Source organism: Bacillus fonticola (assembly GCF_012955605.1).
Lineage (GTDB): Bacteria > Bacillota > Bacilli > Bacillales > JC228 > Bacillus_CG > Bacillus_CG fonticola.
Genome location: NZ_CP052135.1, coordinates 199,593 through 220,088, shown reverse-complemented (window position 1 = coordinate 220,088; position 20,496 = coordinate 199,593). Strand labels below are relative to the sequence as shown.

The 20,496-nt window shown below is 34.5% G+C and carries 21 protein-coding genes and 1 pseudogene; 3 read left to right on the top strand and 19 right to left on the bottom strand.

The features are described 5' to 3' along the window. Positions 1–8 precede the first annotated feature (8 nt). Positions 9–341 (top strand): winged helix-turn-helix transcriptional regulator, encoded by a 333-nt coding sequence (locus HHK01_RS01180; protein WP_170006031.1) that lies wholly within the window; start codon positions 9–11, stop codon positions 339–341. Between the two features lie 292 nt (positions 342–633). On the opposite strand, the gene HHK01_RS15460 is transcribed toward HHK01_RS01180, so the two are convergent. Further along, positions 634–864, bottom strand: a complete 231-nt coding sequence (locus HHK01_RS15460) for a hypothetical protein (protein ID WP_228027616.1) — start codon at positions 862–864, stop codon at positions 634–636. A 461-nt stretch (positions 865–1,325) separates the two neighbouring features. Further along, positions 1,326–1,649 (bottom strand): hypothetical protein, encoded by a 324-nt coding sequence (locus tag HHK01_RS01175; protein WP_194241271.1) that lies wholly within the window; start codon positions 1,647–1,649, stop codon positions 1,326–1,328. Between the two features lie 422 nt (positions 1,650–2,071). Here HHK01_RS01175 and HHK01_RS01170 point away from each other — a divergent pair, with 422 nt between their 5' ends. Beyond that, positions 2,072–2,890, top strand: a complete 819-nt coding sequence (locus HHK01_RS01170; protein ID WP_170006029.1) for a transposase — start codon at positions 2,072–2,074, stop codon at positions 2,888–2,890. Positions 2,891–3,142: 252 nt separating this feature from the next. Next, a pseudogene (locus HHK01_RS01165) lies at positions 3,143–4,220 on the top strand (IS91 family transposase). 195 nt (positions 4,221–4,415) lie between these two features. On the opposite strand, the gene HHK01_RS01160 reads toward HHK01_RS01165, so the two are convergent. The 17 genes from HHK01_RS01160 to HHK01_RS01085 form a co-directional block, all read right to left on the bottom strand. Then, on the bottom strand, positions 4,416–5,177 hold the full coding sequence (locus HHK01_RS01160; RefSeq protein WP_170006028.1) for an HIRAN domain-containing protein: 762 nt from the start codon (positions 5,175–5,177) through the stop codon (positions 4,416–4,418). After that, positions 5,178–6,023 (bottom strand): HipA domain-containing protein, encoded by an 846-nt coding sequence (locus HHK01_RS01155; RefSeq protein ID WP_170006027.1) that lies wholly within the window; start codon positions 6,021–6,023, stop codon positions 5,178–5,180. It lies immediately after the preceding gene. A 142-nt stretch (positions 6,024–6,165) separates the two neighbouring features. Further along, complete coding sequence (locus HHK01_RS01150; RefSeq protein WP_170006026.1) at positions 6,166–6,822, bottom strand: HAD family hydrolase; 657 nt, start codon at positions 6,820–6,822, stop codon at positions 6,166–6,168. A gap of 296 nt (positions 6,823–7,118) precedes the next feature. After that, entirely contained in the window at positions 7,119–7,247 is a 129-nt protein-coding gene (gene tnpA, locus HHK01_RS15850; protein ID WP_407646944.1) for an IS66 family insertion sequence element accessory protein TnpA, read from the bottom strand. 425 nt (positions 7,248–7,672) lie between these two features. Beyond that, positions 7,673–8,863 carry an ATP-grasp domain-containing protein gene (locus tag HHK01_RS01145; RefSeq protein WP_170006025.1) on the bottom strand — a complete coding sequence of 397 codons (1,191 nt, stop codon included), beginning with the start codon at positions 8,861–8,863 and terminating at the stop codon, positions 7,673–7,675. Beyond that, the gene (locus tag HHK01_RS01140; RefSeq protein ID WP_170006024.1) at positions 8,832–10,067 is read right to left on the bottom strand and encodes an MFS transporter; all 1,236 of its coding nucleotides are present in this window, start codon (positions 10,065–10,067) and stop codon (positions 8,832–8,834) included. Before HHK01_RS01140 ends, HHK01_RS01145 begins: the two co-directional genes overlap by 32 nt. A gap of 17 nt (positions 10,068–10,084) precedes the next feature. Next, a complete protein-coding gene (locus HHK01_RS01135; protein ID WP_170006023.1) occupies positions 10,085–10,777 on the bottom strand; it encodes a histidine phosphatase family protein in 693 nt (230 codons plus the stop codon). 2 nt (positions 10,778–10,779) lie between these two features. Further along, the gene (locus HHK01_RS01130; RefSeq protein WP_170006022.1) at positions 10,780–12,099 is read right to left on the bottom strand and encodes a B12-binding domain-containing radical SAM protein; all 1,320 of its coding nucleotides are present in this window, start codon (positions 12,097–12,099) and stop codon (positions 10,780–10,782) included. A gap of 14 nt (positions 12,100–12,113) precedes the next feature. Further along, positions 12,114–13,154, bottom strand: a complete 1,041-nt coding sequence (locus tag HHK01_RS01125; protein ID WP_170006021.1) for a GNAT family N-acetyltransferase — start codon at positions 13,152–13,154, stop codon at positions 12,114–12,116. 5 nt (positions 13,155–13,159) lie between these two features. Further along, positions 13,160–14,212, bottom strand: coding sequence for a hypothetical protein (locus HHK01_RS01120; protein WP_170006020.1), 1,053 nt, complete (start codon positions 14,210–14,212; stop codon positions 13,160–13,162). A gap of 4 nt (positions 14,213–14,216) precedes the next feature. Continuing rightward, on the bottom strand, positions 14,217–15,107 hold the full coding sequence (locus HHK01_RS01115; RefSeq protein WP_170006019.1) for a phosphotransferase family protein: 891 nt from the start codon (positions 15,105–15,107) through the stop codon (positions 14,217–14,219). Further along, complete coding sequence (locus HHK01_RS01110) at positions 15,100–16,122, bottom strand: arginase family protein (protein WP_170006018.1); 1,023 nt, start codon at positions 16,120–16,122, stop codon at positions 15,100–15,102. Before HHK01_RS01110 ends, HHK01_RS01115 begins: the two co-directional genes overlap by 8 nt. Then, on the bottom strand, positions 16,119–16,709 hold the full coding sequence (locus HHK01_RS01105) for a cob(I)yrinic acid a,c-diamide adenosyltransferase (protein WP_170006017.1): 591 nt from the start codon (positions 16,707–16,709) through the stop codon (positions 16,119–16,121). The genes HHK01_RS01110 and HHK01_RS01105 overlap by 4 nt, the downstream gene beginning before the upstream one ends. A 171-nt stretch (positions 16,710–16,880) precedes the next feature. Then, positions 16,881–17,057 carry a transposase gene (locus HHK01_RS01100; protein WP_170008600.1) on the bottom strand — a complete coding sequence of 59 codons (177 nt, stop codon included), beginning with the start codon at positions 17,055–17,057 and terminating at the stop codon, positions 16,881–16,883. A gap of 268 nt (positions 17,058–17,325) precedes the next feature. Next, positions 17,326–18,309 carry a Tn7-like element transposition protein TnsE gene (locus HHK01_RS15455; protein WP_228027615.1) on the bottom strand — a complete coding sequence of 328 codons (984 nt, stop codon included), beginning with the start codon at positions 18,307–18,309 and terminating at the stop codon, positions 17,326–17,328. Continuing rightward, positions 18,299–18,637 (bottom strand): hypothetical protein, encoded by a 339-nt coding sequence (locus HHK01_RS15450; protein ID WP_228027614.1) that lies wholly within the window; start codon positions 18,635–18,637, stop codon positions 18,299–18,301. Before HHK01_RS15450 ends, HHK01_RS15455 begins: the two co-directional genes overlap by 11 nt. Beyond that, positions 18,618–20,486 carry a TnsD family Tn7-like transposition protein gene (locus HHK01_RS01085; protein ID WP_170006016.1) on the bottom strand — a complete coding sequence of 623 codons (1,869 nt, stop codon included), beginning with the start codon at positions 20,484–20,486 and terminating at the stop codon, positions 18,618–18,620. The genes HHK01_RS15450 and HHK01_RS01085 overlap by 20 nt, the downstream gene beginning before the upstream one ends. Positions 20,487–20,496: the final 10 nt, after the last annotated feature.

The window sequence follows — 20,496 nt, the reverse complement described above, 5'->3', positions numbered from 1 at the left end:
TTTAAAAAATGAAGCAACCAACAATTTGTCCGAAATTCGAAAAAGCAATTTCGTTATTAAGTCAGAGATGGACAACATTAGTTATCTATCAATTATTATTGGGACCACAAAGATTTAATGAGATACAAACTTCTATTGGTATAAGTGGAAAAGTATTATCAGATCGTTTAAAGGAATTGGAGAACCAAGGGGTAGTAAAACGTGAGGTTATACCCGAAACACCAGTTATTATTAAATATTCTTTAACAGAAAAAGGACAATCAATGGAACCCATTTTGAAAACAATTGAGAACTGGTCTCAAACTTGGATTAAATTGGAATCCGAGTTATCTTCAAATTAGTTTTCAGTAAAGTTGACACAAAATCAGAAACGGTTGTCTTCCATAATCGCTTCATTGATTTGTGGAACAACCTTTTTACATCGTATGATGCTTTCTCTAACCCGTGGTTGTGGTAACAGAAATTTCTTAAGGAACAAAACAAAATTGTTCCAATTAATGACTTCTTCTATTCAGCCATTTGAATAGAAGGTCTATGATCTTTTCTTTGAATGGATGCGCACTTCCCGAAAATTTCCACACTATGTCAAGAATATTAGACATTGTCCATCACTTCTCCCATAGACTCCAACCATCAACCATGCCCTTTATGATGCATTTCTAGACCTTCGGTTCCATTTGCAATTGATTTACTACACAACGAGCATTTGTATTTCTGCTTTTTCGCTAACTTTTGTCTATACGCTACATTGTTTCTATCAAACTCTTTCATATCAAGTTTCTCAAAGTAATCTTTGAGATTTTTATTAAAAGGACTATAATCATATGTGATTAGTACCTGTCTTACAATTGGTGTCCAAGACACCTTCTTCAATGGATGATAAATTTGTTGTCCAAGCAGTTTCCCGGGCACAAAAGCTTCAGACTTAATTTTAAATTTTAAGTACGCTGATAACAAAAACTAGCATTCACCCTAAAGAAAAATACATTAACCTCCTTTCTGGATGAGAGAGGCGGTTAGATTAAGGTAGGAATCTAATGCGTTAAACAGCTGGAAAACGCAGCTGTTTAATCTGCTTATGGAAGTATAGCATCCGCTTTTCAGTAAGCCACTTGTTTAGTCTGACGCTATGTGGTTGTTTTTAACAGACAAACTCATTTTTCACCATGAACAAAGATTGTCAAGGTGAAAATGAGATTTTAGAAAAAATAAAGAAGAGGGCGGAATGCTATGACTAGTACGCAGGTTAAACTGCGTTGTTTTTCATTTTAGCATTGTTTTGAGCTGGAAGCCCTAATACAATAAAAGTGCTTTTCCTGTTCCACCTATGAGTAGCTATCATTTACTTTTTTGTTATATACAATTGCAGTAATTACATTAAGTACAATAGTTACTATAGAAAGTAGGAAAGAAAGACGAACCACACCTTTAGAAGTGTCCATAAGAGCCGACCAATCTTCTGTCCTGACTAAGTAATCGTTATATAAAATTTGAAAACATAGCGAGATTACACAGGCGCTAATACTTGCTATCGAAAATAAAACCCAATTTTTGTTATTATCTTTATTATGCTTTGCTAGACTTGCAATAGGCAATATCCATGCAATCAAACCCAGCACAAGGCTCCCGATATTTAACCAACCATACATTATCATGTCTCCTTTCTAATTCTAATTCATATTTTCGATTACTTTTTTTAGTTTTAAAAAGCCTGATAAATATTTCGTTGAGTAAAGAGTCAATATTAATCCACCAAGCTATATCAGCGATACAATGAAACCTGAATCCGTGAGATAAATCTTATAAAACCACCCTCTATTTTCTGTAGAATCCCTGTTATACTAGGGATACAACATCGAAAGAGTATTTCACTACTTTTTCACTTGGAGGGTGAAAAACTTGGGGGAATTACAACGCTTTACCTTTGAACGTACAGACGAAAACTATTATGCCTACACGGGACTTTGTTTGGCTGGTATTTTTGTTACACAAGACCAACCTCCTACAGAAGTTTGACCCTCTGAGTCTGCACCCTACATACCGCGGGCCTGATATATCAAATGGTGATGTGATGGCTTCTTACATAGGTCTTCTTAGTCAAGGAAGAAGTGACTTCGACGACATAGAACGGTACCGAGCAGATGAAGCCTTTTCCTTGTCGATGGGCATTGACCAGGTTCCTTCTTCTCCCACGTTCAGGCAACGGCTAGACGCGTTGGCTCTGAAGTATCAACCGCATGCCTTTATACCAAATGAGAATGCCAAACTGCTGAGCAGAATGAAAGGACATCTCACTCCTATCCAGGTCTCTGACAACACCCACTGCGTCCCTATAGATATTGATGTGAGTCCGTGGGATAACGGAAAAACACAAAAGGAAGGCGTGAGTCGAACCTATAAAGGATGCGACGGATTCTCCCCTATTTTTAGTTACGTCGGAAGGGAGGGATACTGTCTTCATACCGAGCCGCGTAAAGGCAGTCAGCACGTACAGAAAGGAACGCCTGCCTTTATTCGTGATACACTGCAACTCGCCGCTATCGCGACAAGCCAAAAACTACTTGTTCGTTTAGATGGGGGAATTGACAGTGCCGACACCGTTCAAGCGATTCAAGAAGCAGAAGTACCCGCCGACATGATTCTCAAATTAATCGACGAAAAGAACCGAAAGAAAGTCTACTCGAGATGGCGAAACAACAGGGTGGATGTCACTCTCCCCGTAAAGGAAAATACGTGTACACATGGGGAACGTGAGAATGTCTACAAAGTCTGCCAACCCGTTCTCAAATCTACCGGATTACGTACCGTGAAATCGAAGCAAACGGACAAACGTTACTCTTCCCGACGACTGAGGTGGAGTTATATGCGACTACACTCCCCTACCCGCTGAAGAAATCATTGTGAAGCATGGGTGAAGTGAAGCGTGGGAACGGTTCTCTTGCTTCCGAAGCAAGAGAAGAACGAAATCGCTAATGCGATGGCTCTTTAAAAGCAGTTCTAAAAACAAAAACACCTTAAAAAGACATAAAAAAAATGAAAAGGTATGCTTATCTTGTGGTATTGTTTAATCGCCAAACCAAACAAACCAAGAAAGAAAGGCATACTTTTTCATATGGCGATTATAACACGGACAATATGAAAAATACATAAGATCCAAGCGAAAGCCGCAAGAGACATGATGAACTGTAGAACCAACGCCTTAGGCGGGCGTGCTTATGAATGTAACACCTGTGGACATACCCAAGTAAGCTATAAATTCCTGTCGAAATCAACACTGCACCTTATGCCAAGGAATCAACAAAGAAGTCTGGGTGGATCAGAGAAAGAAAGATGTTCTCAATGCGCCCTATTTCCATGTGGTATTTACCATGCCTGAACAGCTTCAAATGTTGATTTATCATAACCAAAAAATGCTCTACAATTTAATGTATAAGGCAGTGGCAGAAACATTGATGGAGCTTTCCCAAGACGATAAATATTTGGGTGCGCAGATCGGCTTTTTATCGGTGCTGCATACATGGGGGCAGAACTTACATTACCATCCCCATATTCACACGGTTGTATTAGCTGGGGGACTTACCAAACAGAATCAGTGGCGCAGCACAAGTAAAAGATTCTTTATACCGGTTAAAGTCCTATCTAAAAACTTTCGTGGTAAATTTCTCTATTATTTAAAACAATACTATCAACAAAATCGACTTGAATTTTATAATGATGCCAAACAGTTTGAAGACCCGAAAGCATTTCAAGAGTTAATTGATCAGTGTTATAACCTAAACTGGTATAGCTATACCAAAAGGACATTTTCGGGTCCCTTGGCTGTCATCGAATATCTTGGCCGTTACACCCATCGTATCGCCATATCCAATCACCGGATTCTTTCGGTTGAAAACGATACGGTTACAATTCTCGTGAAGGATTATAAAAACAACAATGAAAAAAAGACTGTAAAGATGAAAGGTGTAGAGTTTATTCGTCGATTGTTAATGCATATTCTTCCGAGGAAATTTGTGAAAATCAGACACTATGGACTACTAGCGAATCGAAACAAAAAAACGAAGCTGCAACTCTGTCGTCGACTAACGCAAAGTCCGGTTTATCAACCGAAATATGAAGGACTAAATACCATTGAAATTCTTTCCGTTCTTGTCAATAAAGATGTCACGTTGTGTCCTGGATGTAGAAAATCGCCACTTAAAATGATTTCAGGTGAACCCTAATGAGCCCCATCCGCATACTTTTTAAAAAGCCTCTTCAACGGGGAGGGGGAAGGAAACACACGAACCGTCCCCGTGTTTCCGCTCGTGTTTCAATCAAGGGGTATTCTTTACATTAAGTCTCGTTATTCCACCGTAAGTAATACCCCAAGACAAGCTATGCGAGTTACTCACACCAGAGTAAAAAAGCGCCAGGTTCTACTGAACAACCTCAATAACATCCATTCTCTCTTGAACAGGTGACATTTTGATAAGAATTTGCTCATCTAGAGATTGAGGCATACAGCCTGTAACATGCACCAAAACTTTCATTTGAGGAATAGCTTCATAACTGATTTTACTTACTACCATAGTTAGCTCACCATCATGGTCAATGATTCCTGTGAAGAACTCCGAGTAAACTGCCGGCACGTATCCAATTAAACATCCAGAAGCTAATACTTTTACTGCAAAAACGTCATGTTCGTTATCGGGTTCACGTTTAAAAGCTAAAGCCTCATTTACAGACAGTTGATCTAAAACTTTATCACCATCATAATAACGCCAACCTTCAATATAGAAGTCGAGCACAAATCCCTTTCCATCTACAGAAATAGGTGAGACTAACTCAAAGGAATCCGTTGCCGTTTTCCCCTTAGTTACACGTAACAGCTCCATCTGGTGAGCATTACTTTCTAAGCCAAAATGCTTCATTAACTGCTGGTAATCCGGTCGATTTTTATTTGGTAGCCGACGTTCAAAGGCGTGAAAAAGAAAAGGTGAATAATAAGCACTTTTAAAGTCCGGAAATGCCAAAAATCCTTTAAATCCAGTCAATAAAGCTTCACTTAAGCCTCTTGATTTCTGCTGCTTCTCATATTCAAAATAGTACCCGTCATTCTCAATGTAGAGAAGGTTGCCAACATGGTACTTCTGTCTAGTTTCAATGTTTTGCCATACAAGCCATAAGAGCTCTGCCATTTAGACCAGCTCCTTTCTCCAATACGTTAGCCAATCTACTCGATAAGCGATTAACTTAACTACCCAGTCACGTTGAATGTCCGACATAAGATGGTCAGGCACTTTATCCAATATCGTATTGAGTTTATTGTAATCGAGTGATTGAGTGCGGTCAATTTCTCGATTTACCGTTTTCGCAAAATGAACTGATAAATAGTCCATAAGTTGTTTCACTTTCGGCTTCCTGTTTCCATTTACTTCAATTAGGGTTTTAGCACGATTTGTGAAGGCTTTGAATCTCACTTCATCCCGTAAATACTCTCTCAGTACTTCCTCAGACTCATTGAAACCCAATGAAGCCCCGTTGTCGTATATTGGGGAGAAATTATAGTTACCCTTTACTAACATGATTGCCCAGTTTTCACAATGTCTATCCTGATTTGCAATCAATGAATCAAAAACACAAACAGAAATAAACTGACCAATTAGGTTAAAATGGTTTAAAGCTTTAATGATGTTCTCTATGGAGTAATCATCTAACTGCTTTGGATTAAATTGTTCAACAATAGTAGAAAGGATTTCCCCACCATCATGCATTTCTATCCCTCTTGGGGAGAAATTTTCTAGTAGGACCCCTTCTCTTTCATTATGAGTCGCAAAGGATACATTCATCATGGTTAAACCAATTGATTTACCAATTTCTGCAGCTACCTTTTCTGCCCAAATCTCCCCTTTTACCCTTGGAATTTTAAATAAGAACTTTTCTTTTCTTTCTTGACTAGGCTGCATCCAGTATTTTTCCCGAGTACCCGAAGCTTGGATTGATAAATCTTGTGACCAAGTCGAAATATCTATCACTTCATACATGGCTTCACATCCGTCCTATGTCACTCACTGCAAGTAAGCAACCTTTTTCATAATTTCACCATAAAAATCCCCAGTTCTATGACTGTTGTTATAAAACGAGGCCTTAGTACAAGGTTCTGACTACGAGCAACAACTCTTTAACTTAGTCAGTAACATTCTCTATCACTTCCCCCAATTCCTTCTCTTTCATACTCTCCAACCTACACCCATACCCCTCAAACGCCAAATCCCTCGTCACATCATTCGGCACAACCACACAGTATATTCCCGCTCTCTTCGCAGCAGCCAAACCATTCAACGAATCCTCAAAAACAATCGCCTCACTAGGTTGCAAGCCCAAATCCTCTAATGTCTTTACGTACAACTCCGGATCCGGTTTCACCTTCCGAACATCATCCTTTGTATTTATCACTTCGAAATACTCAGTTGTATGAAGCCGTGTAAGATACTCTTCCACCCATTTCCTCGATGAACTCGATGCCAAACCAATTCTCAACCCGGACTTCCTTGCTTCCTCCAAATACTCTATAACGCCTTCTCTAAGAACAGGAGTCTTCATCTTTTCCCGATACTTCTTCGCCGCCAACCCCTCAATTTCCTCATATGTAACCGCCTGCCCCGTCAACTCACAGAAATACTCATACAAACCCTCATCACTCGTCCCAATACAACCAGAGTACTTCGCCAACTCAATCTCCACACTATATCTATCTAGCATCGCCTCTTTATACGCTTCATACCAAATCGATTCCGTGTCCACTAGCAAACCATCAAAATCGAAAATAACACCTTTTATCATCGAGTCCCCTCCATTTTTTCATCGTTTAGCAAAAACCCCTCCAGCGGAATTTCTTCCTGTAGATTTAAAATAAAGTTTGATCAAAAAGTTCACTTAATCCCTTGATTTATAGAAAGAAAAAAAATCTATTTTTAAAAAAGTTTGATCAAAAACAGATTCTTTTCGTAATCTTATCATATTAAATTTATAAAAAAGTTTGATCATTATTAAAAAGAGGGGGTATGTGTAGAAATGGAACCAAATCATGCTATAAGCATTAGCGGACATTGATCTTACATAGAGTAACTGGGATCCAGTTAGACTTCGGTTTTGATTTTGCCCCGCTCTATCACTTTATAAAGCCTGTACTTAAATTGATGAATTTTCAAACCATTGTCTTCACACCATTTTGTTTGGGACTTTCCACTCGCTTTATATTCAGCTATTCAAAGTTCCCATCCCTTCTGAAGATTCGGGTTATCCATCTAAAAACCTCCTCATTTATTTTTGAGGAAATTATCGCATGGATAGGAAGCTGAAACTAGGTGGGAGAAGTTTGACGTTTACTTAGCAAGAATATCACCCATCTCTAATTCGATATGTTAGTACTATATACAAAAGTCAAACCAATCCAAAAAAGAATGTCTAAAAAGTCATTCTTTTTTGGAATGACTAGAGTAATTTGGAATGACTAGAGTAATTTTAATATTTAAAATTATAAAGTGACAAGTTTCTTTATGAATAAGTAAATATTGAAGTCTTTTTACTATCTTTGTCATTACTAGTTTATATTTTGGTAATCATCTCAACTTAACCTTAAGAAACTAATCAAAAATTTAGTTTCATTATGTAAAATCATCATTTGATAAATTTATTCAGTAATAAACACTAAATCTCCTGCTAATTCCATCGATAATTTTTTCACTTCGTCATTAGTACTTCCAAAGACAACTAGACAACCAGGTCTTGTAAAACTATTTATTGGTTGCACTAAGTTATCTCCTTCAGAATAATTTAAATCTACTATTAGAACGTTAGGATGTGACATCAGTTCTTCCATTCCAGATATATTCCTTATTACACCTAGTTTTTCAGATTCAAAATAACGTACTGCAGCAGCTTTACCTGTATTTAGAGTTATTTGCTGCATCTTATTATCTAGCAGATATTCTATTGTTAAAGTTATTAAATCTAAACCAAATACATCCGCTAACATCATAACTATAAAATCACCGCCTGGCCTTGTATGTGCTTCGACTATTTTAGGCCCAGAAGATGTTAATTTAATTTCAATATGTGTTGGTCCAAATTGATGATTTATTAAAGTGAGAACGTTTTTTACTAGCTGTCTAATTTCATTTTCTTCTCCAACAGATACAGAAGCAGGCATTACATGGCCAATTTCTATATGAGTCGAGGATATTTCTTTGTCAGTTATCTGAATAGGAAAGTGATTTCCGTTATAAGTCATAGACTCAACACTTATTTCTCTTCCATCCAAGTATTCTTCAACAAGTACAACTTTATGTTTGTCAATTATCTTTGAGAAAGCAGCATCTATGTCTTCCCTCTTAGAAATTTTAAATATATTTTGGCTTCCTGATCCGTTCTTAGGTTTCATAATTATTGGTTTATTTAAATTCAAGAAAAACCTTTCTACTTCTTTCTTTGAATTCGTTTCAATAAATTCTACTTTAGAGATATTGTTTTGATTGAGCAAGTTTCTAAGTTTTGATTTATCATTAACATACCGAGATGAAATTAGAGTGTTACTTGGAAGTGAAAGTTTTTCTGCAATTATTGTAGCAAGCTCCACGCCTTCATCTGTGAAACTCCACACAGCTTCAATTGGAGAAGACAAGTTAATTTGTTTTGCTAATGAAATTGCATAATTAGTATTTTCAAGAGAAAAAAGGTGAACTTCATCAGCAATACCTTCCTTCACTAAATGCTTTCTATTTGGATCTTGAAATAGAATTACCTCTAAATTTAACTTATCCTTAAGATAATATTTTATGTATTCCCAAGTATCAGCAATTATGAGTACTCTTCTTTTCTTCATAGTAGTCCTCCATATTAACCTTTTTTATTACTACAAATCCAATTATAGCAAAAGTTATAGACATAATACCCGATATTTGAAAAACCAACTTAATACCATAAAATTCAGTAATGATACCAGCTATAAAGCCTGATAAAGAGTATGAAACCATAGAAATTGAACCGCTTAAGGCGTTTACTCTCCCTAACAAATAATTAGGTACTAGAGATTGACGCATTGTTTTATTTAAGATATTGCCCATAATAGTTGGACCTTCTTGTATCGCTCTACCTAAACTTACCCCAATCCAAGAATTAAAAAATGTAATTAATAAAATACCAAATCCTGAAACCCCTGAAGAAAATAGCACTATCTTTAAATGTTCAAATTTTTGGGATATATAGCTACTAAAGTGTATGCAAATAAATTGAAATACTGCTGATAAAGATAAAATGATCCCTAAAGAACTAGCACTTAACCCTAATTGATCCCTAGCAAAAAATATGAACAGAGCGTCTACTGCTCCATTAGACAAGTTGGTCACAAATGATGCAATTATTATCATTAGGATAATTTTGTTTTTTACAACATAATTAAATCCATTACATATTCCAGTCTTTAAGTCTTCTTGAGAATGTGATTCTTTTGGAAACCTAACTACCAAACAATTTACTAAGATTATAATTGGTACGAAAGTAAATAAGTTAACAGCCAAACTGACTATTGTCTCAAAATTCGAAATTAATATACCTGCGACAGCTGGTCCCAGTAGCATTGATAATGTTTCTGATAACTGATAAATACTATTAGCTTTCACTAAATCTTCTCTTTCAACTAATCTAGGAACTATGGTTTCTTCAGCAATAAATGTAAAAGAGTTTAGAGTGGTTAATAAAACAGTAAACATACATATAGATATAATAGTTAATGAATTATTAAAAGATAAAACAATCATTAATCCAAGTAATAACATCTGCATTAGATTACATATGAAAATAATTTTTCGTTCATCATATTTATCTACTATGACTCCTATAATTGGAGAAAATATTATGTAGGGTACAATTTCTAAAAGAAAAATTGTACCCATCCAAATCGCAGAACTAGTTAAATCGTACACCATCCATGGTAGAAGTAAACTATATATTCTATGGCCCATAGAGTTCATAAAGCTCGATAATATAAACAACGAAACAATTGGTTGTTTCTTTATGAAATATAACACTCATCCACCTACCATAATCAATATGTAAGAAGTTCACTAGGTATATGGTTCGTTTCACATAAATATTTTATTACAAACATTTCATCTGGTAATTCTAAGTCACTTTTACTATCAACCACATGAATTTCTGAAATAGAACAATGTGGATGAGCAATTAAAAAGTTAACTTCTTGATTTGCCGTTGCACCAAAAAGTAATGAAACAAATACCCTCATGACTTCATAATGGGACACAACTAGAATATCTTGATAGGGACTATTTTTTATAATATTCCATGCACATTGTACTCTATAAAAAAGTTGTCTTAATGTTTCTCCATTTTTAACTGTATCATCTGGTCTAAATTGTCTACTATTAACAATTTCTAGTATATCTTTCTGCTCTAAATTTTTATATTTGTAACAATGTAATTCATTAAGTTCTTCTAATGAACTGATTGGAATACTTGATTCAGTGTTTATAATATTAGCAGTCTGTTTAGCTCTTTCTAAAGTAGATGTATAAATAATATCCAGCTTTCTTTCTAAAAAAAATTTTTTTAAGTATAGAGCCTGTTCTTTCCCAAGGTCAGATAGGTGGGAATTAAAAGAAATTATTTTCTCCGCTCCTCCCGAGTGACCATGCCTTGCAAAATAAACTCTCTTAGTATAAATTGGTAAATTATTTTCTTTTCTGTTTATTAAAGTAATTCTATTTGGACTTACCTTCACATTCAATCCCCCGCTTTTTGGAGCAATTGTTCTTTAAGAATATCAGTTGTAAAATCCACAACATTTAAGAAATGCATATAACTATCTTCAACACTTTGATGTTTTGGAGTAAACACTGGTGGCTTATCTTCTCTCCATTCGTCAAAATTCCAATTAGTTATCCTATCTTTAATTATTGGATATAAAGGGGTCTTAGGATAAGGAACGAAGTTATAATGATTATATAACCATACTAGGTTTTTAGTTTCGTTTATGAATTTTATTGTTTCATTCTGGGATTCTCTAGTTTCATTCGGTAGTCCCGATAAAATGTTTAATACTGTCTTAAATCCTCTATCTTTTAGACTTTTCAATGCATCTTCAAATACAACAGAACCCTTATGCCCCTTCTTCATCTCTTTTAATACTTGGGAATCAGCAGTTTCAAACCCCATCTCTACAACTTTTACGTTTAACTTTTCCATAGCATCTAATAACCAATCATTTATTTGTAAGATATGGGTCTGAACGATTAATTTAAATCCATATTCAGGTTTCAATACTTCTAAAAGGTTCTTTACCGCTTGCTTTGATTGACCAAAAGTTTTATCACCTATATAGATTATTTTAGTGTCAGGATAATTAATTCGAATTTCCTCAACTTCTTCTCTTAAATGATGTAAATCAACTTCATGAAGTTGTTTTGTCCAGGCATCCCCACAGAATGAGCAGGAATAAAGACATCCATGAGAAGCATTTATTCTAATGAGAGGAACTTTTTTATCGTATGGTTTTAGTAATCTATATTTAGGTTTATAACTTAATGATGTTTGTTGTCTTCCTAACTTTGGTTTAGTACCTACTATTAAGTCATTCGAATTTACTATCTCATCATATATTCCTTTTCTAGAAATTCCTGCATATATCTTTGAATAATCTTCTGGAGAAGCTAAGTCTGCCATGTTTCCACCAATAACTGTTGTGTACCCTAAGCTTTTAAGTTTACTTGAAATATTACTTGTAAAACTGAAGTTTTGTGCTAGAGGTGAGAAGAAGATTAAACTACTACTAGAAACTGAACTAACAATCTTGTTTAAGCATAGTTCTATATTAAACTCTTCTTTTGACAAATCTAAGAATATTGTATCATCTCTATCGATAGCACCATCCATATGTGCTACCCACAAAGGCATTTCCCATAACTCTCCATCATTTATATAATATTCAGGAAAGACTTGGCGATATTTTTTATTATAATACTTATAGTATTCAGATAATTGAGGCAGCGGCTCTCCCTGTGAAGGGAAAGGTAATTGTACAAGAATTACATTCATATCGTTCATTTTAATCACTCTTTCTATAATTTATATAATTCATTATGACGTTGCTCAAGCCCCATTAACCATTTCGCTGCTTGATCATTGATTATTGGGTCTTCTGCTTTAATAGCTGCTAACAAAGGAATTTTTTCGAATCCGTGCTGAATCTTAGGTTCATAAGGATCCCTACCTGCATGAATTTCCTTGCAGTTAAGCATCAGTGCTCGCTTTATACTTTCTTCAAATAAAAAGTGAGATTGTTGATATTCCTTTAATAAACTTCTATTATGACCGGCCAACCAAATGTAATATTTATTGTTCCAATAAAAGTTAATATGCACACCAATTGGTTCACCCAAGGGACTTACGGCTACTAGAACATCCAGCCCCTTTGGACCGTTATCTAATAAAGAAAAAATAAATTCCTTCGGTAATACATCAGAGTCCACACCATCTTCAATGAGAATATTATGTATTAACTCTGTGACTTTGCTTCTATATATCTTTTTGTAACTGTCTAGAGTAACTCCAGATAATATTGCCTTATTAATACAAGATCTAACTCTCCCTCTTCTTTTTTTAGAAAGATATTTCGTTGGATCCCCATCTATATTTTGTAGATTTCGAACAGTAATAGAATGAAATTCACATAATTTGAATCCTTCCTTTTTTAAAAAATTCACTAAATCTATATTTCTCACATCGATACCAGCAAAAAAAAGTGCACTATTTTTATCTCTAGCAAGCTCATATGCTTGACTTAAAGATTTTTTTAATGCTTTAAAACTACTATATACTGGGGTTCCATACCAACCAACTAATGCATGTGACATGATAATATTGTGTCTAAAACCACCAGCTTTATTTTTATAGTAATCAAGACGAGGACAATTTTTATAAAAATAAAGTGGAATAAGCGATTTATTTTCAGAATCTTCATAGTAAATATGATATGGAACGAAGTCTCCCTTCCAATTATCTTCAAATAATTTAAGCATAGAAAAACTTTGAAATGGATGTCCTTTATCCCATACAACTTTATCCCAACTACTTTTTAATCCATTATTTAATACACTCATACTATTTACGTTCTATTCCTATTCCATAAGTTTTTTAAGTATCTTTCATAGCTAATATCACTTGTTTCTTCTAACACAATACACATCGGAAGGATTAAACGCTCACTACCTCCGTTAAATCCGCCATGAAGTAAAGATAAATTATTTCCTATTACTAAATCTAACTGTTCGCTATAAACTTTCTTTTCATATTTGTGAATAAACTCTTCATAACTTATACCCATAGTCTCTTTTAATACGTGACATAAAACTCTAAGAATATTACTATTACACATTTGACAAGCGCAACTTTGTTGAATATCACTTAACTTTTTATTACTTCTTAATATATCCTCTGAAATTTTTTCTGAAGTAGAATGTAGAGAGAGTGTGTGATACATTAAGTCCTTTGCTCCTAGAGCTGCTGCCATATTCAAATATTTATTATTGTGAATATTTTGTTTATTCAAGGAATATTGTATGTTGCTACCGAGCCACTTCTGTAAATCAACTATAGAGGGCATCTTTCCACTATGCTGATATCTATAAGCATCTTCTAATATTTGAATCCAATCATAGTATGTCGTTATACTGTCTTGTTCCCCTGGATTTAGAATAAGAATTCCTTGTATTATTTTATGCATATGAGTTGTATAAAAATTCTTATTAGAAAAAACCCTATATTTAGTATCCCATTCTGGTACATCAATCACACTTGGAGTCAAATATGAGCAATGCCCACCGTCATGATGAGGCAGCAGAGTTCTGCTACCGCCTTCTTCTCTTACTACTGTTTTTTGTTCTTTATCTACTTCAAGACTAATATTTTTGGGTGCACTATATTCAATTAAATAAGGAATCAATCTATTTAGAATTTTGATAGCGACTTCTTTTGTTTCATTAATATCAAGGTTAAGTTTACTTAGCTTTATCGCCAAGCCACCTTTACCAAATATTAAAGAGTTTGATAAGTATCTGAAAAATTCATCTGACTTATCAGAAATTTCTCCACCTTTTAAAATTTCATCAGCAAGTGACTTTTCTATTAAAACTTCGTCATTATTTAATAAATTTTCCATTTAATCAAAGCTCCTTCTTAATTTCTTTTAATATGGATGAAACCCTTTTCAATTGGGTATTAGCCATAATTGGATTAGGTTCTTCTGATAAGAAAACAACCGACAACATAATTGCAGTATCTAATCGATAAATCAGCATAGGTAACTTATCAATTTTAGTCAATTCTCCATAACCCTCCATAAATTCACAGAAGAATTCTCCGTATTCTTGAAGACGGGCAATTTCAAGAGCTGGATACCCGATTAAAGCATTACTCCAATCGGTAAAAAGAAAGTCATTGTCAGTTTTCTTTAATATATTTTGAGGTCTAATATCCATATGGAGTAAACACTTCTCACCTTCTATATGATTAATACTTGAAGACATTAGTGATATAGGGGGAAGAGTACCTTCTGAATAACCAAAATCTGCTATTATATTGAATCTCTTGTATAATCTATGCAAAATTAGTTCATTTATATCAGTGAATCTTTCCATAGCAACAAGATTTAATTCTGGAGCTTTATACGAATGAAGGGTTCGAGTCAATCTACCAATTGAAACAAAGTCCTCCTTTGTAGGAGTTGAAACATCTTTTAATAATTCCATTATAATAAAGGGTACTTTATTACTAGAATCAAAATGATAAACCTCTGGTACAGGAAAAGACATTTGTTTTAATAAGCGCAGAAGTCTATACTCCTGAGTATACAAAGACATTGCACTAAAATTCTGATCATTATCATTGTTGAAGATTATTTCTTTAGGAATTTTAATAGCTACCTCCTTTTTCTCTTCTAGCGAATAGCCAATTAGTATAGTTGACTCCAAACCTTCATTCAAGTTTCTCAAACTTTCTATTTGTATACCTAACTCTTCAAAACTTTTGGTGAGATAACTTAAATTCTTATTCATCTTCTAACTCCTCAAAGAATAAATATTCATGTAAAAATCTAGACACTAAATTAGAAGTTAATTCACTAGAATCATATTGTGGATTTACTTCTACTATATCCAATGCACATACTGAATATTTTTTAAGTATATCAGCAATTTCCATAAAATCTAATGAGCTAATTCCACCAATTGTGATATGACCTGTTCCCGGGGCGTAAGGATTATCACAAACATCTATATCGATGGAAATGTAAATAGAATCAGTATATTCAGAAATTTTATCTAATGTGTCAATTAAGCATTTCTTAAAAGAAGTTTTTCTAATTTCACACATGTTTTTTACAGTGATATTGTTATCAAGTAAGAAATTATACTGTTCATTACTTGTAAAATCTCCTACACCCACAAACCCCATATAATTACCTTTCATATAAGGTAACTCAAAAATCTTTCTAGCATTAGTGCCATGGTAATACTCCCCATTCAAAATTGAGTATTTACCGAAATCAAAATGGTTATCAATTTGTATATAGCCGATTTTTTTGTTCCCTTTCTCAACAGCTGCTTTGTGAGTAGCGTGAAAATTAGGGAAGCTTAAAGTGTGCTCTCCACCTAACATAATAGTGCTTTTACTTAACAATGCGATAGAATAAGCTTCAGACATTACAGATTGTATTTGTTTTAAAGTGTCATTTGGATATACGTGTAGATCACCATAGTCATAACAATGCAAATTTTTAGTTGTAAATAACCTTCCATTCCTCATATTTCTAAGTACCGGTTGACTTCTACTTTTTTCTTGAGCTGAATATTTTAAACTAGCTTGTCTAATGCTATTCGGACCATATCGAGAACCTATACGCGAAAATGAAGTTGAGTCAAAAGGAATGGAATAAATTGATATATCTGAGCTTCTTTGTTCTTTTAAACGTGCTAAATCCATATTAAATAAGGACAAGTTGCTGTTTCCCCAACCGGGCAGTGGATCTTTCGAATATGATTTCCAATCATTCTCTGTAATTTCTAAATTCATTTTTTTCCTCCTTTAAAACTTTTAACATTAGCATTTCTAATGTATTCAATATCATTAAAATCTAATAGGAAATTTACGTATCTTGCTAATGCAAAAAAGTAATCTGATAATCTATTTAAAAAAGCCATTTCTATGCTATAATCTACATCTTCATTCATTCTATTTACTCTTACTAATAGCCGTTCAGCTCTTCTAGCTATAGTTCTGGCTACATGAAGATAAGAAGATGCCTTACAACCTCCTGGTAAAATAAACCTTTTAAGTTGGGGTGTTTCTTCAGTATAGGTGTCTATACGTGTTTCTAAAAAATTAATCAATTCAACTCCGAAATTCACTTCTTTTCTTGTAGAAATGTTTGCTAGATCGGCACCACAATCAAAAAGAGCATGTTGTATCTCTTTTAACTCTAGAATAATATCTTGAAGCTCTAAATGTTTAAATTCCGTTATTTCAGATATTGTTAAACCTACAAAAGAGTTTAATTCATCAAGTGTTCCATAAGATTCTACCAATCTATGATCCTTATCAACTCTACCACCAATTAAACTTGTTTTACCTTTATCTCCTGTTTTGGTATAAATAGACATTAAAACCTCACCCTTCAAGTATTTCAAATAAACCCCACAAAATAATAGCACAATATTTTTATATTTTCAAATAACTCTTTAAGCTATATATTTATAGGTTCTTACGGACAATTGGTGAAAACTATCAGCCATTAACTTTACAGTTGCTTTATTGATTTTCTAGGATAACGATTAAAGTCGATAAATCATTCTCTTCCTCAAGAGGTCAATACTTGCTCGTCCGTACATCATTCTCTGGATAAATTTCAATCGATTGACCTGCCCCTCAAGCAACCCGTTGCTAAAATGTAGGTGAAAAGATTTTTTAATCGTCTGAAGATCTGACCTTAACCGTAAGGCATATGAGATAAAGGGTTTTTCCTGTCTTCAATTTGGCCTTTCAGCTGCAGGAATTAGGTATAATCCTGTTATATGTCCACATGCTATCATGCAAAGCTTTCAAGTAAGGAAATAGCGCCAGGCAGGCGTGGTATTTTTCTAGTTCTTCCATTTTTAACTGTTCTCTGCAATCCAAAGGTACCTAGCCAACGTTTTGCGTGAGATTCGGTACTATTTCGAATATTCACCGTTAGTTTTTGCAATCTTATTTTCAAAATCTTTCATCAAACGGTAGTGTCTAGTAATCTAATTTGTTCAATAAAACCTCTGCCCTATGCTGAACCCCTTTAGAACTATGTTTAGCTTTTACCACTGTAATACCTTGACTTTCAATGCTTTTCAATGACTTACTTGTCCATGTTCCACTATCATTCACAAGATTTATAAGCAGTCGCTCATAAATAGTTTTCCATTCACGAGTTACAAGCGATGATAAAATCAACATCGACAAAGAGCGATTTTCCCGTTCAATTTCTATAATGTTGAATTGTTTTCCATTCCCCAAAAATATTTGAGCAATTACATAACGCCGCTTAGTGACATTATCACTCAATTTCGTAAATCTACGTTCACCGTGACCATCTGGCAACACATCCATAATTACTTGTATTGTTCCTATAATGGGATATTGCTCAAGTGCTTTGAGGACATTAATAAAACCTTGCAGCTCGCCTTGTGCTTGAATTTCATGTAGCATTTGATGCTCTAACCCTCGCACTAGTTGTTGGCCACCACTATCTGCGGTAGATCGAATGGAATTATGATTAATGTAGTATTTCTTTGTGTTTTCATCTTCCTTCATTCGTTGCTTGGAATGACTACCTTTAATACGTTCAATTCTAGGAACTGATGTATATTCATGTTTTAACTGATTCATTTGTACAAGATCAAAGTCTTCTGTAGAACCATCTAATTGTTCATCTAGTGTAAAGCCTTCTTCATCACCCTGTTTATTTAGAGAACGATAAGTGTATTTCTTTGCCTCATTGGATTTCTCTTGATCTTGTATTTCTGGATGCAAAATCGAAATATGTTGGTACGGAATATCTTTATTTTTCACATTAACAATTTGTAATACTGTACACGTGTTATTCTTCTCCTTTACACGAGCTGTTATTGTGATCGGTTGAGTAAAGTTCCATTCGAATTTCAAAATCTTTTCCTGCAACCAAGTAAATGCTATATTTTCATAGGCTTGTCGTAGATCACGATTAGTTAGCAACCACACCAATTGATAAATGAACATTGCCTTGAATAGACCAAGGGCGTTCATGATATTTAACTTTATTAGGATAAATGGTCATATCCACCTCTTGTACACCTTCAGGAACTTGACTAGCCGTAATGATGCCATCAGTATAATAATGTTGGATTGCCAGGCATGGTAATGTACCCCAATCCATTAAAATACCTTCTGTACGACCTTGTGAGCGAAAATAAGCCTTAATCATCGTTTTATGATCATATCGGAATGGCTCACCAATCCATATCAGTTGTGCTTTTTCTCCTTTAGCAAAATGCCAAGCTATTTTAACCTGTTGTTTGCTCATAGCTTCCCACTTCCTGTTTTATTCGTAAATACTCTTCCAAATACGGTTTTATTTCATGAAAATGATGTGATTTAACAGCGCCAATTCGCTGTACTTTCCATAATACAGCTGGTTCCTGCCCCTGTAACATTCGATCAATAATCTTGCAACAACGTCTGATTTGGAATTGCTGGGTAGATTCCGTAATTTCAGATAGGAACATTTTAGTTCGGGGTAGCTTATCAAGGTGTTTCTCCAAATTTGATAATATTCCAAGTCGTTTTCCAATAATCGAGATTGTAATTCGAACAGGTTTATCTAGTTCGATTAGTTCCTTGTAAAGTTTTTTCACTTTAGAGCAGTATTCTCGATCACGTATGGACCAATCGACAATTGTTTGGTTACTCTGCTTCTCCCGAATCATAGGTAACTGTTCAAACAGCCACTCTTTATCGTGACGATACAAGTAAATATATTCTTTTGGGAAACACTGACGAATTTGTGTTCTTGAATAACTTGGATATTGCTGCATTCCTTTTAATAATTGTTTTCGATAAATCAGCAACATTGGTGGAATATCCTTTTCTGATAATCCTTCTATTCTCATCTCTGAAGAAAGATATTTTTTAACCGTTTTCGAATCTACGTTAAGTATTTTCGCTAATGCCCTTGTACTGTAAGTACTTTTAGCTGCCAATTCGTGTAATTTAGCCTTCCAGACGTCTCCAAACGCTTTTATACGTCCAATACGATATTTATCTTCAGATAATCTATCAGGACCTTTTCTAGCGTATATAAAGCCACAAGAGCATTCAAACGTACCTATAGATGCTTTTGATTTAAAATCTCTCGTAACATTTACTTCTTGGATCACATATTCCTTATAATGATTAGCTGCTTTATTTAAACAAGGCCACGGGCCACTACCAAAAGGACCTGTATCAGCTTCAATTTGTAAAAAAGTCTTCAAATCTTGTTCTAAGAAATAAAGCATAAGCAAATGACGGAAAGGATGTACATGACGTTTTAGATTTCGTGTAATGACTTTCAGCCAATTATATTCGTCATTTACATTGATTTCTGATTCGTAATTTTCTAAAAATCCTTTTGGAAACCTTGATTGAAATGCCTTGTATATCTCATTTTGCCGAATTCGATTAGAAGTTGTTATTAAATTACACTCTCGTAAAAGAGCCCGGTATTTAAGATTAATAGATTCCCTTGAAAATTGATGTATTTGAACTTGCAGCAGTTGATAAGCCATCTTTGCTAAAGCAATTTGAATGGCTACAAACTCTTTTGGTTCAACTTCTTGAATCATTGAAAAGTTCATTAGCTTTTTATCGAATCGAATAAACTCAATTCGACTCTGCTTTAAAATATCGACAGGATACTTCTTTAATTTCAATTCATGATGCGCACAGAACTCAATCCCTTGTAATTGATGCTCACGATGTATATAGGGCTCTCCATGTTGCTCAATATCATTAGCTGCACATTCCGGACAATAGTAGAGTCCGTCCTTTTTACAAATACCTCCTGCGACCATTCCAAGCCTTGTATAAAGTCCTTTGCCATCTCTTTGGACATCTTGCAGAAGTTCTTCCTTGCGTTGTTTGGAAAGAAAAGGAGCATAGAAAGGATAAATTGTATGCTTGGCTAATAAACTTTCTGACGAATAATGCGTTCCCATCTGTTTAGCGAGAGAATTAAAATGGCTACCAATCTTAACACTCGGAATCACTGAACGACTTTGAAATACTTCTTCTAACGTATCTTTGCAATCAATATTCCCACTGTATAAGTGATAACGTGCAATAGCCGAATAAATTAATTCATCTGGATATGGTTCTGTAAAGAATGGTAGCATCTTAAGCCTC